Here is a 16,213-nt window from a genome sequence, read left to right as displayed (position 1 = left end):
ATAACAGACTCGATATGACTTTTAGTGAAAAAAGTAACCGGATATTTTGGAATGCCACATTGGCTTATCACAATATAGATGACGTGGATGCTGAGATTCAGAATCCTTTTGAAGAAAAAACAATCGATTATTATTTGTATCTGAAAAATTGGATCGATGCCGTCCAGTGGCATTTGGAAGATATTATTCGCAATCCGGCTATCGATCCCTCAGAAGCGTTGCAGATAAAACGCCGTATTGACAAGTCGAATCAGGATCGTACCGATTTGGTCGAATTGATAGACAGTTATTTCTGGGATAAGTATAAGAATGTAAAGGTGGAAGCAGATGCAAAGATCAATACCGAAAGTCCTGCATGGGCAATAGATCGACTTTCTATTCTGGCCCTTAAGATTTATCATATGCAGCAGGAGGTAGAACGCCGTGACGCTTCTCCGGAACATATAGAAAAGTGCCGTGAAAAATTGCGGGTGTTGCTTGAGCAACGAATCGATTTGTCTTCTGCGATAGATCAGCTTTTACTTGATATTGAGTCGGGGAAGAAATATATGAAAGTATATAAGCAAATGAAAATGTATAATGATCCGGCCCTGAATCCGGTGCTATATGGTAAAAAATAATTGTTCTGTGATTTTCCCCCGACCATTAAGAAATATCTTGATTATTCGGCTTTCCGCATTGGGAGATGTTGCGATGACTATTCCGGTGGTTTACTCGTTGTGTGAAGCTTATCCCGATGTGAATTTTACAATGCTGACTACTCCTGTGATATCTCGGATATTCATAAACCGACCGGATAATTTGAAGATTTATCCGGCTGAAATTCGGGGACGGCATAGGGGGATAAAAGGTATTTATGTACTATATAAAGAGCTTCGGGCGTTATCTTTTGACGGGATAGCTGATCTTCATAATGTTTTGCGTTCACGTTTATTGTGCGCATTATTGCGTCTTTCAGGTGTGAAAAGTATTCATATAAATAAGGGGCGAATTGCTAAATGTGAAATTACGGCACGTCGACATAAAAAGTTGCGGCAATTACCTACATCCTTTCATCGTTATACGGATGTGTTCAGGAAACTCGGCTTTTCTTTTCCTGAAAATTTCGTTTCGATTTATGGAAAGCAAAAAGCCGCTTTACCGGAAATCTTATTATCGGAGTTCTCTTCTGAGGAGCACTGTATAGGTGTAGCGCCATTTGCAAAACATCAAGGAAAGATATATCCGGAAAAAAAGATGGAACAACTAATATCGATGTTGGCAAAAACGGGAGAATATAAAATATTTCTTTTCGGCGGAGGGGAAAAAGAGTCTTTGGTTTTAAACCGATGGGCATCTGATTTTCCGGATAAGGTTGTTTCTTTAACGGATATGAAACTGGGTTTCTCCGGAGAATTGGCCTTGATGAGTCATTTGAAATTGTTGGTTTCGATGGATTCTGCAAATATGCATTTGGCTTCTTTAGTCGGACTTCCGGTTATATCTGTTTGGGGTGCGACTCATCCCTATGCGGGTTTTTTAGGGTGGAGACAATCTCTGGATAATGTTGTTCAGCTCGATTTACCCTGTCGTCCATGCTCGATATTTGGAAATCGTCCTTGTTGGCGGAATGATTATGCTTGTTTAAATGAAATTTCTCCTGAAGAGATAGCGGATAAGATAAAAAAGGAAATATATGCCCAAAAATAGTTTTGTAAAAAGCTATATTCAAGAAAATAGGTATATTTGTATAGAATTAACGAAGAAGAGTTTTAACTCGGTGATATGAATATTGTAATTAATCCGGATTATTCGAAACTTTCACTTTTTATAAAGCAACTTCCCTCTGATTTCAGTAATGGGGGGGATATGATTTATGAGGCCCGTAATCAAATTAAGAAATTCAGGGTACAAGATATCGATGTTGTAGTGAAACGCTATAAAGTTCCGATTTGTATCAACCGTATTATCTATGCTTTTTTTCGCCCTAGTAAAGCGAAGAGAGCTTATGATTATGCTATGTTTCTTTTGAGTAAAGGAATACGCACTCCTGAACCGATAGCCTATATAGAAGTAAAAAAAGGTCTGTTTTTTTATCAAGGATATTTTATAAGTAAAATGGAAAATTATCCTCGAATGATGCGTGACTTTTATAATTCGATAGGGTCGGGTGAATATATCCTCGACAAGTTTGCCGAGTTTACTTTAAAAGTTCATGAGTCGGGAATCTTGCATCTGGATTATTCTCCGGGAAATGTCCTTTATGAACAAGTCGGAGATGACGTGCACTTTAGTTTGGTAGATTTGAACAGGATGCGTTTTGGCAAGCTGACGAAAAAGGAGTGTCTTCGTAATTTTGATAGAATCAGCCCGAGTGATGAAGTAACTTCGTATATTGTTACCGAATATTCCCGTCTTCGGGGCTGGGATATTGCTTCTTCAGTGGAAACAGCATTATATTATAAGAGAAAGTTTTGGGAAAAAGTAGCTAAAAAAGCGGCCCTGAAAAATAAAATGCGCAAAGATTCTTGATTTTAACGATTTTGTTTTGAAGTTTAACCAGATACTTTTTCATAAAGATCGTTTGTCCCGAAATAAATATCTAAGTTTGTTTTTCGAAAGTATGAAACATTTAGCCTGTATATGGAATCTGATTTTAATATAAGAGAGCAAAATATTTCTGAAAATGAACGGGAGTTTGAAAAAGCCCTTCGTCCGCTGACTTTTGATAATTTTAGCGGACAAGATAAAATTATAGAGAATCTGAGGGTTTTTGTTATGGCTGCCCGTATGAGGGAAGAGGCTTTAGATCATGTCCTGCTGCACGGGCCTCCCGGATTGGGAAAGACAACTCTTTCGAATATCGTGGCGAATGAGTTAGGTGTGGGATTTAAAATCACTTCCGGACCGGTATTGGATAAACCCGGAGATTTGGCCGGGATTTTGACTTCGTTAGAACCTAACGATGTTCTTTTCATCGATGAAATACATCGGCTGAGTCCCGTAGTAGAAGAATATCTTTATTCCGCTATGGAAGACTATCGTATCGATATTATGATCGATAAAGGTCCGAGCGCTCGTTCTATACAGATCGATTTGAATCCTTTTACTCTGATCGGAGCTACTACCCGAAGCGGGTTGTTGACCAGTCCTTTACGTGCTCGATTCGGCATTAATTGCCATCTTGAATATTATGATCATACGGTATTGAGTCGTATCGTCTTACGCTCTGCCTCGATTATGCAAGTCCCTTGTACGATCGAAGCTGCGGATGAGATTGCCATGCGTAGTCGGGGAACACCCCGTATAGCAAATGCTTTATTACGCCGTGTGCGGGATTTTGCACAAGTAAAAGGTAGCGGAAAGATAACGATAGATATTGCCAAGTTCTCTCTGGAGGCTTTGAATATAGACCAATATGGATTGGACGAAATCGATAACAAGATACTGATCACGATTATCGATAAATTTAAGGGCGGACCTGTGGGGCTTACGACTATAGCTACTGCTTTAGGCGAAGATCCGGGTACTCTTGAAGAAGTTTATGAGCCGTATTTAATTAAAGAAGGATTTATTAAACGGACTCCACGTGGGCGGGAAGTGACCGATTTGGCATATACGCATTTGCGTCGTTCCCGTTTCTCGGAACAGGGTTCTTTATTTTAAAACGATTATTTATGTCCGGAATGAAAACTCTTGCCAAGGATACTGCGATATACGGATTGAGCAGTATCTTGGGGCGTTTCTTGAATTGGTGCTTTGTTTTTTTGTATATTAACGCACTAAAAACTACCGCAGAGTACGGGATAGTTACAAATTTATATGCCTATATGGCTTTGTTGTTGATTATTCTGACCTATGGACTCGAAACCGGATTTTTTCGTTTTGCCAATGATAAGGAGTATAAAGACCCTCTTAAAGTATATACTACCGGACTGATTTCTTTAGCATCCACATCGTCTTTGTTCTTTATATTGGTGCTTATTTTTTTGAAACCGGTTTCTGCATGGTTGGGGTATCCCGCTCATACCGATTATGTTTGGATGGTGGCATTGATAATCGCAATAGACGCTTTTACCGCTTTGCCGTTTGCTTATTTGCGTTATCAGAAACGTCCGATACGCTTTGCCGCGCTTAAACTTTTTTCTATATTTTTGAATATCGCATTGAATCTGTTTTTTTTCTTATTGTGTCCGTGGATATACAAAACTAATCCCACCCTGATTTCATGGTTTTTTGATCCTGATTTTATGGTAGGCTATATTTTAGTCTCCAATTTGATCAGTTCGGGAGCTGTATTATTGATGTTGATTCCCGAAATATTTAAGATTCGTTATCGTTTTGATGCGGTGATCTGGAAACGTATGCTTCGTTACTCATTCCCGTTGTTGATATTGGGTATTGCCGGAATTATGAATCAGACATTTGATAAAATGTTTTATCCGTTGCTGGCGGAATCCCGGCCTAATGCGATGTCTGAGTTGGGAATATACGGTGCGGCTTATAAGATAGCTATTGTCATGGTTATGTTTACGCAGGCGTTTCGTTTTGCTTATGAACCGTTTATTTTTGCAAAAAACAAAGAATCCGGAGATGAAAATAAAAAATCCTATTCAGATGCGATGAAGTATTTTGTTATTTTCGGACTCTTCATATTCTTGGGGGTGATGTTTTATTTGGATCTGGTACGTTTTCTTATGCCGAAGGAGTATTTTACAGGCATCGAAGTCGTTCCTATCGTTATGTTGGCAGAGTTGTTTTTCGGAATATTTTTTAATCTTTCTCTCTGGTATAAGCTCACGGACCAGACGCAATGGGGGGCTTGGTTTTCTTTATTCGGGTTTGTTGTTACGGCGGCTATAAATATAATGTTCGTCCCTCGTTTCGGGTATATGGCATGTGCATGGGCTGCTTTTTTCTGTTATTTCTCGATGATGATGGCTTCCTATTTTATAGGACAAAAAAAATACCCGATTAAATACGACTTGCCCTCGATGGGACGTTATGCGGTATTGACTCTTGTTTTATATGCTGTTGCGATATGGGTGGATATAGATAATCTGGTTTTAAAATTATTGTTCCGTACAGCACTTTTATCTGTTTTCGTTGTTTATATGGTAAAACGGGATTTGCCGATAAAAGAGATTCCGTTGATAAATAAATTGATAAAAAAGTGAGGATATGTTTTTTAAAGAGTCGTTTCTTGCTGTCAGGCAGTTTTTGGGGCATTATTTAGACCAGAGTCAGGACCGAGAAAGTGAACAGGTGACAGTCGAGGCCATCCGTGAAGGGATAGAATTTAAAGGCTCTACCATATGGATACTTATTTTTGCCATTTTTATTGCTTCTTTAGGGCTTAATACAAACTCTACGGCGGTTATTATTGGCGCGATGTTGATTTCTCCATTAATGGGTCCTATAATGGGCATTGGATTGGGACTTGGAATCAATGACTTCGAATTGATAAAAAAGTCTTTTCGGAATTTAGGTGTGGCGACTATTTTCAGTGTATTGACCTCTACGCTCTATTTTTTGATTTCTCCGTTGAATGAAGCCCGGTCGGAATTGCTGGCACGTACATCCCCGACGATATATGATGTGTTGATTGCTCTTTTTGGCGGATTGGCAGGCATTGTAGCCATGGCTACCAAACAAAAGGGAAACGTAATTCCGGGAGTGGCTATTGCTACGGCTTTGATGCCTCCCTTATGTACGGCAGGTTTCGGCCTGGCCAATGGAAATATGCACTATTTTTTCGGAGCGTTTTATCTGTTCTTTATCAATTCTGTTTTTATTGCTTTTGCAACGACAATGGGAGTAAAAGCAATGAAGTTTTCTAAAAAGCAGTTTGTCGATAAAGACCGTGAGAAAACCGTACAACGTATTGTATATTCTATTCTGCTCCTTACAATGACACCGAGCGTGATCATTACCTATAATATGATACGTCAGAATTACTTCGAGACATCTGCATTCCAGTTTGTGAATCAGCAGTTTAATTTACCTGATATTCAGGTTTTAAGTAAAACGGCTTCATTTGAGAGCGGACAGAAAGTTATTCGGGTTTCTCTTATAGGACAAGAACTTTCGAAAGATTCGATATTGGCGATCGAGTCTCGACTGCCCAAATATGGGTTAGCCGGTACAAAATTGATCCTTTCACAAGGATTTGCATCCAATAAGGAGATTGATTTGAAGAGCCTGAACAGCATGATGTTTCAAGATATTTATAAGGATAATCAGCAGCAGATTGCTTTATTGAATAAGAAAGTCGATTCTTTGCGGACAGTCGTGTCTCGTTATCAGCAGTATGATACGATAGGTGTTGCAATTTCACCCGAGATTAAAGTCCTTTTCCCGTTAGTTGAAAATATTGCAGTTACGAAATCTGTATTCAGTAGTGTAGAAACCGGAAAACTGGATACGATGACGTTAGCTGTGGTACGCTATGCGAAACCTATGTCGAAAGCGGAACAATCGCGTTTTGTCCGATGGCTTGAGGCAAGACTGGCTGTAAAGAGTATAAAGATAGTGATGGAATAGTTCATTACTTCTATATAGAGACGGCAGGTCCTTTCTACAAGAATCTGCCGTTTTATGTTATAAATTCAAATTGACAAATTATAGGACCATTTATCAAATAAATTCGTTCCCGAATTTTGCTTTTGCATCATTCACGATCTGTCGGATACGTTCTTCTTCATCTTTTCTGCAAATGAGCAATACATTGTCCGAATCGGCGACAATATAGTTCTTTAAGCCTTCGATGACGACCAATTTATCTTTCGGAACAGCAATGATGTTGTTATCACTTTCATAAATGAGAGATTTTCCTTCTTGATTTACATTGCCGTTTTTATCTTTAGACGAAATATCATAAAGAGATCCCCATGTCCCTACATCTGCCCATCCGAAATCGGCGCAGAGAACAAATACGTTCGATGCTTTTTCCATCAGTCCGAAATCTATGGAGATGTTTTGGCAAGCGGGGAAATTTTCCTGAATAAATTCTTTTTCTTCAGATGTATTGAATTTTCCGATTCCAGATTCGAATCGAGCCGAGACTTCGGGAAGATATCGTTGGAACGCTTTAATAATGGTCTGCACATTCCAGATGAATATTCCGGAGTTCCAGAAAAATTCTCCGCTTTCTACAAAAACTTCAGCCAATTCCTGATTGGGTTTTTCCGTAAACGTTTTAACGGTGTTGATATCTCCGTTACTTTCATCTCCGATCTGTATATATCCGTATCCGGTTTCCGGACGGTTGGGTTTTACTCCTAATGTAAGAAGAGCCGGAAATTTTTCTACAAATTCTAATCCTTTATCGATACATTCCGCAAAAGCATCTTCTTTGAGAATAAGATGGTCTGACGGGGTTACTACGATATTGGCTTCCGGATCGATAGACTGTATGCGGTATGCTGCCCAAGCAATACAAGGAGCTGTATTTCTTCGTTGGGGTTCTAACAAAATGTGTTTATCATCGGCATCCGGTATTTGTTGTTTTACCAAACCTTCATATTGTTCGTTCGTTACGATGAAGATATTTTCGGGAGGAATAATTTTGCGGAAACGATCATAGGTCAGTTGCAAGAGAGTATGTCCGGTTCCGAAAAAATCTAAAAACTGTTTAGGGCGGTTTGTTCGGCTGACAGGCCAGAATCGGCTTCCGATTCCGCCAGCCATAATGATACAATATCTATTTTTCATACTATAGCTTTTTTGTGTCGGTTGGGCGAATAAAATACAGATTAAATGCTGTTTTTCATTTATTTGTCCGATTCTATTCCGAAATATATTTTGTATTTATACCGTTTGCTAAAGTAACTAATATTTTTCTTTACAAATCTATATATATCCTTTTTTTGAAAAAAAAGTCTGAAAAGCTTGCCACAATCAAAAAGAATATCTACTTTTGCCCCGTCTAAAAGCCCAGATGGCGGAATTGGTAGACGCGCTGGTCTCAAACACCAGTGGATTCACTTCCATGCCGGTTCGATCCCGGCTCTGGGTACTGAAGCGGGGAAAGTAGAAATACTCTCTCCGCTTTTCTTTTCTACTCCCTCGCAACTATTTGATTCACTGATAGATTAAGTCGAGTCTTTTATTTTAAGAATTGGTTCGATATACATTCTCATCAAACGTAGAAAAAAAGAAGGTAATTTAAAGATTGAGATATTGTATAACAGGAAAATGCACTAGATTGTAACAAAGTCTGTTGTTTTCTATTATATTTGAATACAATTTAAACATATCGCTTTATGACAAAAGAATTAGAGAATAGGATTTTATTATTATATGCAATATTGAATTTGGGTGGTAATTCCAACAAAAAAGAAGTTTTGGACTTTATCATTGAAAATGATTTGATTGCATTAGAGGATGTAGATAAAGAACTTTTGGTATCCCGTAAAGAAATAAGATGGCGAAATGAGTTAGCTTATGTTAGGCAACATTTGGTTGAGATAGACGCATTAAATAGATATGAATGGTCTATAACCCCTATAGGAAAGATGTATTATAATTCTTTGGTACATGATTTGACAAATATAGATACGGAGTACAAACTACAACGATTAAAAAAGCCTAATATTTTTGTTCCCATTAGTGATTTTAGGGTCGAGGTAATAGAAGATATTTATAAAGGTGTAGAGTTATCAAGTACTAATATTGAGGCTATAGTGCTTTGTCGGAGGGGACAAGGGATTTTTAGATTAAATCTGCTTAAACTTTGGAAAAAATGTTGTGTAACGGGGTATTCTAATGGAGAATTATTGATAGCATCACATATAAAACCATGGAGATTCTCAAATAATTTCGAACGATTGGATAAATTTAATGGTCTGTTGTTAACACCAACTTTGGACAGATTATTTGATAAAGGCTTGATAACTTTTGACTGTAATAATGGCAAAATTTTGTTGTCTAAAGAACTAAAAGATATTGAATTATTAGGGATTAATAGTGATATGAGAATTAATTTGTTCGAAGAAAATAAGAAATATCTTGAATATCACAATAAACATGTATTCAAAGATAAAATTGAAATGCGTTTATAGAAGTATCAATACTGCATAGATTGTACTCTAGGTTTTAGGTATCCATTTTCTTAATTCCCAAATCAAATCCAAATTGTGTAAAAATTGGTTCGAGAACAGAACGGGTCTTGGTACGAAAAAAGAAAGAAGTCAAATGTAAATCATTTGACTTCTTTCTTTTTATAGGTTTTCCAGATTGTTTCCACGTGTCTTAGGAATAAAATAATTACATTAAGTTTTTTTCTTTTATATGGGGAATACCCTTCATCACCAATGGATTATATTATATGTCATCTATATTTATTAAATAGCTCTTGTCAATTAGAATGTAATTGTATTTTCTTGACATACACTGTTCCAGGTTATATCTATTAGTTTTGTTCATATTTTTCAAGATTATATCTGTTGTTTGCCTCTTTTCTATAACATTTTCATATTTCAAGATATCTTGAAAATTTTGTCGTATATATTCCTGACTGAATATAAGACAGACGTATTTTATCTGTTTTCTATATTCATCAGTAAAGTCATTTTCCCAGCCGAAAGGAATATAGCATCCTTCAATAATCAGGTTTTGCGAATTCTCGATGCAGGTCTTTATTATTTCTTTGACAATCGGCCACAGATAATTGGTTAATTCCATATCATTGCTATCAGTTGACAATTTACATTGTCCGCTTCTAATAGCTCCCATTTTCAAATGGTCTATCGAAAAGTAGGGATATTTATATTTTCCCAGCAACTTTTGCGCTAATAAGGTCTTTCCCGTATGCGTATCTCCTGCAATAAGAATAATCATAAATCTTTTGGGTTATCTGAAATTTCAAATCTTATGCTATGCTTTTTATCAACGATCTCATCATTATAAAGGCATTTCCTCTATGAAATGGTTGGGGTATTTATCCCAATATTTTTTATATACTCTGTCTTTTTGTCCATCAAAATTTAGTTGGTACATTCTGAATGTGACCAGAAAATTTTTAGGTTGCCACAGTTCTTCATAAGAGTACTGATATGTCATGCCTATGGCTTTCATTACTTTTCCGCTTCTCGGATTATTTACATCATGTGTAGCTGTGATATAGGGGATATTTGTTTGTTTCAGCATATCGATTATTGCCAAGCAAGATTCGGTGCAAATCCCTTTATGCCAGAACTCTTTCTTGATGCTATATCCTAAATCATGACTGTCGTCAGCACTTACATGAATACAGCCGATAGGTATATTGTCTTCTTTAAGACAAATAGCATAGTAGAGTCCTTTCTGTTGAATATAATTTTTTATATATTGAAAGTATCTTTTTGTCTCTTCTATGTTTCTCAAAGGATACATGGGGAGAAACGTGTTTACATCTTTATCACTTAAAATGGCGAATAGAGCATTTATATCTTTTTCCGTGAAATGCCTTAATATCAATCGTTTTGTTTTTAAGCAATTCATTTTTACGTATATTTATATTTTCGTAAATATACAAAAATATAAATTGAAGGTTACATGTTTATTGTATGAATAGAGACTTATTTCTATAACAAAGAAAAGTCTGAAATTTTTTATATATGCAAAGTCCTGATTGAGAGTTTGTCAAATGCCCTTATGCGTAATCCTAAACATAGTTTTGATCTGTTGAAATATAAAATTAAATTTATTTACTTAAAGAAAAAATCATAACTTTGTTTTCTCATTCTGAGATAGGGTGCAATTATACCGTGACACGATTAGAAGTCGGTCCGAACGGAGATATGTTCTGAAACAGTTATTGTCTATGGCAGATCATGAAAAAACTTTGTCGGTGATCATTCCTTCGTATAACGAAGGAAAGACCATTTGTCATATCTTGACTCGGGTTTTGTCGGTGTTATTGCCGTTCGAAATAAAAAAGGAGATCGTGGTTGTCGATGACGGTTCTGCCGATGAGACCGGAATGCTTGTCGAATCATTTATCCGGGAACATCCGGAAGTTCCGATAAAATATGTCGTTCATGATATAAATCGGGGAAAAGGGATGGCTATCCGTACCGGGATAAAACATATTACCGGAGAGTATGTGATTATACAAGATGCCGATTTAGAGTATGATCCGCACGATTATTCTTTGCTTTTGCCTTATTTGCATTCCGGTGAATATTCGGTTGTGTACGGTTCTCGTTTCCTGAATAGGCAAAACCGGCATTCTTATCCGGCATTTTATTGGGGAGGCCGTTTAGTCTCGTTTATTGCGAGTTTGTTGTACGGGCAGGTCTTGACCGACGAACCGACGTGTTATAAAATGTTCAGGTCGTCTTTGTTAAAATCGATACCTCTTGACTGCACCGGCTTTGAGTTTTGTCCGGAAATAACGGCTAAAGTTTTAAAAAAAGGATATAAGATAAAAGAGGTGGCAATAAGCTATACTCCTCGATCTATGGAGGATGGGAAAAAAATAAAATGGACAGATGGCCTTGAGGCGATCTGGGTTTTGTTGAAATATCGGATAAGGTGATATTATGGGAAGTAAGGAAAGAACAGTAAAAAGCCCGAAAACGGAAATAAACGGAAAAGCCGTGAAACCGGCTTATTCCAGATGGTTGTTTAAGAATATCGTAGCTGTTGCGCTTACGTTGTTTTTATTGAAGGTCGTCATGGTTTTGCAGCCTACCTATAACTGGGTATGCTTTACGATGCTTCCTGAAAATATGGAAATTGTCAGGAAATATCCGAACCTTAATTATGACGGTAGAATGTCTATAAAGCTCGGGGCTAATTATATGTATCTGAAAAATACTCGGGAACATACACCGGAGAATGCGGTTATTTTATGGCCTTCTTCAGAAGCTTTTACAAAAGGGAAGAGCCCTTTTACGGCTGAGATATCGAATAAAATATATGCACTCCGCTTCCTTTATCCCCGAAAATTGGTTATCCCTTTTGATTTCGGAAAAAGCCATTATGTCGATGAGATTACCCATGTCGCCATTGTAAACGGTGAAGGATTTGAATATGTCCCTTATGAAGTGGAAAAGTTCGAAAACGGTATTTTACCGATTAAGAAACCTGAAAACAAATAAGCATTATGGTATCGTTTGGTATATTTCTTTCATTCCTGACAGGATTTGTGACGGTTAATCTTATATCATTGAAGTTCAGTTTGATCGAGAAACTGGGACTCTCTTTCCCGATAGGTATAGCTTTGCAGACTTTGTTGATGCTGTTGATGGATGCCGTCGGTATTCCGCTTACAAGAGTCTCGATTTTAGTGGCGAGTGTCTTGCTCATCCTATCGCTTTCGTTCCCGATGATTTTCCGTCGGAAAGAACTTGTTCAGGAGATTCGGAAACCGGTCTCTTTCGATTTCTCCAGTTTTAATCTGGTATGGCTGCTGTTTGTTCTCCTCATTATCATTTTGGAATATATGAATTTCTCCCGGTGTGTCTATTTCCCTACTTATGACCGGGACAGTCTTTCGGGGTTCGATACGATCGGGTACATCATTTCCCAAGAGCATACGTTAAAAGGCCTTTCCATATTTCAGGGAGATTATATGCCGTCTATACACCGACCGGGAAGTTATATTACCTATACTCCTATGGTTCAGCTCAGTTATGCCTATGTTTATTTATTGGGAGCACCCATGTCGAAGTTGATTCCGGGGTTGATGTATCTTTTCTTCCTGATTGCTTTTTATGCGGTCTTATGCCGGGTAGTTAACCGTACAGGCGCTGTAATAGCCACTTTCTTTATGTTGATAACTCCCGATATGCTTGGTTTCTCTTCGCTTTCGGGGACAAACGTCATACATGCCGTAACCGCTTCTTTGGGAGTCATATATCTTGCCGTCTGGTTTCGGTATCGTGAGCGGAAAGACCTGTATCTGGCCTCCCTTTTGCTGGCATTGAATATTTGGATACGTACCGAAGGAATCGTATTTATCGGTGCTGCACTTTGTGTTGTCAGTTACGACTCTTTCAGAAGAAAACAGTATAAAGACTTATTGCCGGTTTTGTTGTCATTGTCTCCCGCTTTGCTTTGGAGTCTGTTTATGAAACTGAACGGACTGTATGCCGAAGGTATAGCCATTGTCCGCCTTTTTTGGGATGGGGAGAAGGTCGAGACTATCTATAACTATATGAAAAATCTTTATGTCAATAATTATTATTACGGCTGGTCGTTTTCCGCTGCTCTTCTTTCGCTGCTTGTCAATATCCGGAATGTGATAAAGACACGTGATAACCTTCGTCTGTTATCTATGATTCTGTTGGCATCTCTGTTCTATGTGATTATTTTATATCAGATCGATTATAAATGGGATACGATAGAAAATGTTTTGGCTTATTCCGCCAAGCGTTTCCTTTTCTGCTTTGTCCCTTGCGTATGGTTCTTTACGGTGACGAATAAGATTGTAATGACCGGATTCGATAAGTTGGAAAAATATTTAGCGCTCAGATAGATGCTAAGTATTTATTGGGCAGGAACTTGTGTTTTTCCCTGTTCGGTTTCTAAAAATCTACGTATTTCGCTTTTGACGCGGAGAGTATAAGTGCTTTCTGCTTTTAAAGGTTGTTTCAATATCCGTTCGGCAATGGTAATTGCGTTCGTCGTGTCCCCTCTTTGTAATGAGTTTTGCCATAACAAATAGTTGGGAGTTATTTTCTCGGGAACCATAAAAGACGCTGTTTTCAAATATTCTTCTGCATAGTCGTATTGTTCAGAGAGCATATATGTTTTTCCTATATTGCAATAATTGTTGCATCCCGCCGGCAGTCTCGGCAACTTTTTTATATCCGGATGTTTTTCCAGCCACATGCTGTAAATATTGTTGAATGATTCGCTATATTTTAGCTGTTCATAATGTCGGTCTGAAAATAAAATCGCTTCCGAACTGTTTCCCGTGAAAAATTTTTCGAGAGTTTTCGCTCCGTTATAATAAAATCTGATTTCCCGAATTGAAACGGAACAGACCAGAACCGATAGAATTAGCAGGCTTCCCGTTGTCAAGGCGGATACCGGTATTTTAAATACCTTCCGGCTCTCGATGCATCCCGAAAATATTCCGAAAAGGACAAATAGAGGGAAGACCGAATTCGGATAGGAAAACAACGAAAAGCATAAATAAGTGATTAATCCGGCTTTTAAAATCCGTTTTGTCCCGTTTTTCGATCGGGATAAAAATAGAGAGAGTAAAAAAACTCCGATTGCCGATAATCCCGGGATTCCGAGTTCTACCAATATATGTAGAAACTCATTGAAAGGGTAGACCGTATCATCGGCAGTTTGAGAAAAGCGCGAGTCGGGATGCGTTTCGAAATAGTGCGCTTGGTGCAGCATATAATCCTGTCCGAATGATGCAGTTCCGTATCCTGAGAACGGCTTATGACAGATCATTTCCGAACATACTCTCCAGATCAGGAGTCGCAAATGATTGATTTTTAACAATTTGATCTTTGTTTCTTTTCAGGCTCATACTCCTTGATTTTCAAGACTAAAGGTAGTATTTCTTTTTCAAATAATCTCTCTTGTTTTTTTCTATTTTCTTAAGATGTGTGCAAATTGTGTGCAATTAGATTTGTACGGTACATGTATATTGGGTTATGTCAATAATAGGAAGTTTGCTTCCTGCATCGTTTACAGCTTGCATAAATTTAGTACATTCTTGTTGTGTCATTTTCTTTTTGCAATAAGCGTAATATAGAAAATCAAGAGTCGTTAAATAAGTTATGCAGTTCTTTGAACAGTAGTCCTTTATATCTCTTAAATTACTACTCCCCAATACATCTCTATTGTCCCTACAATATACCATACAGGCACTCTCTCCTTTTCCCAATACTCGTTGCAATGAAAAATATTCTTTTATTGATTCTCCTTTTGGAGCAAATGTTTCTTGTTTCAATTTTGGAAAATGGTGAAGATAGTTGTCTATGAATTTTTTCGTTTTATTATTCTTTGAAACTTCATTGTAAACCACATCCAGTACTATATATTCATATTCGGGGAATATATCCGGTAATAATGAAAAGTTACCCGCTTCTATAAAATGGATAATCACATCAGCATCGAGTACTATTTTCGTTTTCTTGTGTCCCATTGATACTTATTTTACTGAGTAATTCCATATAATGGCTCTCTGAAATTTTTTCTTTATCGAATAAACTACGTGCCTTTTCTCCAAAATCACCGATAACTAACCCCTCATTTGCGGGTTCGTATAGAGCAATGTCATATCCGAAACATCTTGCAGAGTGTTTTACTCCTATCTCTGCAAGCTGGGAACGTGTATTTTCAGTTATGAGGCCAATGTTTAATAATCGATATAGCAGAGCTGAACGAGAAACAGAAAAATAGTGTTCGAGCTTTAAAATCGTTGCTATGGAAATGTTTCTGGTATTTAGTTCTACTTCCGGTATTAACTGGCAAATTCCAGCTTCCGGCATTAATAAGGAAGAAGCAAACATATCTGCGTATTGTTCTACTTTATTTTTGCTGTGTCCTGGATTACATTTATGTGGAGTTGGTTTTTCTTCTATAAATAAGTGGTATAATTCGTGAGCAATCGTAAAATGTTGTCTTCCTCGTGGCTGGTTAGAATTGATAAGCATAAAACGGTGTCCGGAATTATCCTTTAAACACATACCAGAAAAATTTTCAGACAGAGGTCTGAAAATAGTAAGTACGTTTAACTTTAGGAGCAGACTCTTCAATGTAATAGGCTCGGACGAGCTAAGCCCATTATCTGTGCGAAACTCTGAAACTTGTCTTTCTATAATAAATTTATTCAACTTCATTTTGGGCTATTCGTTCCATTTTAAGGTATGATTTCACAATATCCTTGAAATTGGCTATTTCTTTCAAATCGTCATCTTCTAAATCGGAAATTCTGAAAGCCGTAGCCAAAATCTCATTATCTGTTTGGACATTATCTTCAAACAGAATAAAAGGCTCACAACCAAATAGGTTTGATAGTTTTTCTAAAATATCATACGGAACTTCCCTTATGCCTCCTTCATAATTACTATATGCAGAACGCTCAATCCCAATGGATTTAGCTATCTTCTCTTGCGTAAAACCGGATAACTCTCTAATTTTCTTTAGATTTTCTCCAATAATTTGATTAATCGTTTTCATGAGTGTTCTCCTTTAATTTCTGTGGCAAAATTACCTATAAGTTATTATATATACAAATATTGCCACGATAAGTTTGCTTATTTATAGTTATTTAGAT

General features: G+C 37.3%; 17 protein-coding genes, 1 tRNA gene and 1 pseudogene. 11 read left to right on the top strand and 8 right to left on the bottom strand.

Features of this window, described 5'->3' with window-relative positions:
* Positions 1–14 precede the first annotated feature (14 nt).
* From QUE35_RS08605 to QUE35_RS08580, 6 genes are all read left to right on the top strand, one after another.
* On the top strand, positions 15–620 hold the full coding sequence (locus tag QUE35_RS08605; protein WP_022389876.1) for a DUF4254 domain-containing protein: 606 nt from the start codon (positions 15–17) through the stop codon (positions 618–620).
* Positions 607–1,689, top strand: a complete 1,083-nt coding sequence (locus tag QUE35_RS08600; protein WP_022599945.1) for a glycosyltransferase family 9 protein — start codon at positions 607–609, stop codon at positions 1,687–1,689. The genes QUE35_RS08605 and QUE35_RS08600 overlap by 14 nt, the downstream gene beginning before the upstream one ends.
* A 75-nt stretch (positions 1,690–1,764) precedes the next feature.
* The gene (locus tag QUE35_RS08595) at positions 1,765–2,511 is read left to right on the top strand and encodes a lipopolysaccharide kinase InaA family protein (RefSeq protein WP_022389874.1); all 747 of its coding nucleotides are present in this window, start codon (positions 1,765–1,767) and stop codon (positions 2,509–2,511) included.
* A gap of 111 nt (positions 2,512–2,622) precedes the next feature.
* Entirely contained in the window at positions 2,623–3,645 is a 1,023-nt protein-coding gene (ruvB, locus tag QUE35_RS08590; RefSeq protein WP_009318232.1) for a Holliday junction branch migration DNA helicase RuvB, read from the top strand.
* An 11-nt stretch (positions 3,646–3,656) separates the two neighbouring features.
* A complete protein-coding gene (locus QUE35_RS08585; protein ID WP_022599943.1) occupies positions 3,657–5,156 on the top strand; it encodes a lipopolysaccharide biosynthesis protein in 1,500 nt (499 codons plus the stop codon).
* Positions 5,157–5,160: 4 nt separating this feature from the next.
* On the top strand, positions 5,161–6,522 hold the full coding sequence (locus QUE35_RS08580; RefSeq protein WP_022389872.1) for a TIGR00341 family protein: 1,362 nt from the start codon (positions 5,161–5,163) through the stop codon (positions 6,520–6,522).
* Positions 6,523–6,615: 93 nt separating this feature from the next.
* Here the strand turns inward: QUE35_RS08580 and QUE35_RS08575 are convergent, their stop codons facing one another.
* Entirely contained in the window at positions 6,616–7,692 is a 1,077-nt protein-coding gene (locus tag QUE35_RS08575; RefSeq protein ID WP_031258145.1) for a mannose-1-phosphate guanylyltransferase, read from the bottom strand.
* A gap of 220 nt (positions 7,693–7,912) precedes the next feature.
* On the opposite strand from QUE35_RS08575, the gene QUE35_RS08570 reads away from it, so the two are divergent.
* A tRNA-Leu gene (locus QUE35_RS08570) sits at positions 7,913–7,996 on the top strand.
* On the opposite strand, the pseudogene QUE35_RS13750 reads toward QUE35_RS08570, so the two are convergent.
* Positions 7,962–8,124, bottom strand: a pseudogene (locus QUE35_RS13750) (recombinase family protein); the annotation flags it as partial. The gene QUE35_RS08570 and the pseudogene QUE35_RS13750 sit on opposite strands and share 35 nt — an antisense overlap.
* Before the next feature lie 119 nt (positions 8,125–8,243).
* On the opposite strand from QUE35_RS13750, the gene QUE35_RS08565 reads away from it, so the two are divergent.
* Positions 8,244–9,041, top strand: a complete 798-nt coding sequence (locus QUE35_RS08565; protein WP_022599938.1) for an HNH endonuclease — start codon at positions 8,244–8,246, stop codon at positions 9,039–9,041.
* Between the two features lie 262 nt (positions 9,042–9,303).
* On the opposite strand, the gene QUE35_RS08560 is transcribed toward QUE35_RS08565, so the two are convergent.
* Positions 9,304–9,819 carry a hypothetical protein gene (locus QUE35_RS08560; protein ID WP_009318228.1) on the bottom strand — a complete coding sequence of 172 codons (516 nt, stop codon included), beginning with the start codon at positions 9,817–9,819 and terminating at the stop codon, positions 9,304–9,306.
* A 63-nt stretch (positions 9,820–9,882) separates the two neighbouring features.
* Positions 9,883–10,461, bottom strand: coding sequence for a GNAT family N-acetyltransferase (locus tag QUE35_RS08555; protein WP_009318227.1), 579 nt, complete (start codon positions 10,459–10,461; stop codon positions 9,883–9,885).
* Between the two features lie 322 nt (positions 10,462–10,783).
* Here QUE35_RS08555 and QUE35_RS08550 point away from each other — a divergent pair, with 322 nt between their 5' ends.
* From QUE35_RS08550 to QUE35_RS08540, 3 genes are read left to right on the top strand one after another with little or no spacing between them, the layout of a single operon-like run.
* The gene (locus QUE35_RS08550; protein WP_022599937.1) at positions 10,784–11,500 is read left to right on the top strand and encodes a glycosyltransferase family 2 protein; all 717 of its coding nucleotides are present in this window, start codon (positions 10,784–10,786) and stop codon (positions 11,498–11,500) included.
* A gap of 4 nt (positions 11,501–11,504) precedes the next feature.
* The gene (locus QUE35_RS08545) at positions 11,505–12,065 is read left to right on the top strand and encodes a hypothetical protein (RefSeq protein WP_022390615.1); all 561 of its coding nucleotides are present in this window, start codon (positions 11,505–11,507) and stop codon (positions 12,063–12,065) included.
* A 5-nt stretch (positions 12,066–12,070) separates the two neighbouring features.
* Positions 12,071–13,444 carry a hypothetical protein gene (locus QUE35_RS08540; RefSeq protein ID WP_022599935.1) on the top strand — a complete coding sequence of 458 codons (1,374 nt, stop codon included), beginning with the start codon at positions 12,071–12,073 and terminating at the stop codon, positions 13,442–13,444.
* Positions 13,445–13,455: 11 nt separating this feature from the next.
* Here the strand turns inward: QUE35_RS08540 and QUE35_RS08535 are convergent, their stop codons facing one another.
* The 4 genes from QUE35_RS08535 to QUE35_RS08520 all read right to left on the bottom strand — a co-directional run bounded on the left by QUE35_RS08535 (position 13,456) and on the right by QUE35_RS08520 (position 16,116).
* A complete protein-coding gene (locus QUE35_RS08535) occupies positions 13,456–14,412 on the bottom strand; it encodes an O-antigen ligase family protein (RefSeq protein ID WP_147404875.1) in 957 nt (318 codons plus the stop codon).
* Between the two features lie 142 nt (positions 14,413–14,554).
* A complete protein-coding gene (locus tag QUE35_RS08530; RefSeq protein ID WP_022599931.1) occupies positions 14,555–15,079 on the bottom strand; it encodes a hypothetical protein in 525 nt (174 codons plus the stop codon).
* Positions 15,042–15,776, bottom strand: coding sequence for an ImmA/IrrE family metallo-endopeptidase (locus QUE35_RS08525; RefSeq protein WP_022599930.1), 735 nt, complete (start codon positions 15,774–15,776; stop codon positions 15,042–15,044). The genes QUE35_RS08530 and QUE35_RS08525 overlap by 38 nt, the downstream gene beginning before the upstream one ends.
* Complete coding sequence (locus tag QUE35_RS08520) at positions 15,763–16,116, bottom strand: helix-turn-helix domain-containing protein (RefSeq protein ID WP_022599928.1); 354 nt, start codon at positions 16,114–16,116, stop codon at positions 15,763–15,765. Before QUE35_RS08520 ends, QUE35_RS08525 begins: the two co-directional genes overlap by 14 nt.
* Positions 16,117–16,213 lie beyond the last annotated feature (97 nt).

This window comes from Coprobacter fastidiosus (genome assembly GCF_030296935.1).
Taxonomy (GTDB): domain Bacteria; phylum Bacteroidota; class Bacteroidia; order Bacteroidales; family Coprobacteraceae; genus Coprobacter; species Coprobacter fastidiosus.
The sequence above is the reverse complement of the archived record's forward strand: the minus strand, read 5'-3'. Positions and strand labels throughout refer to the sequence as shown.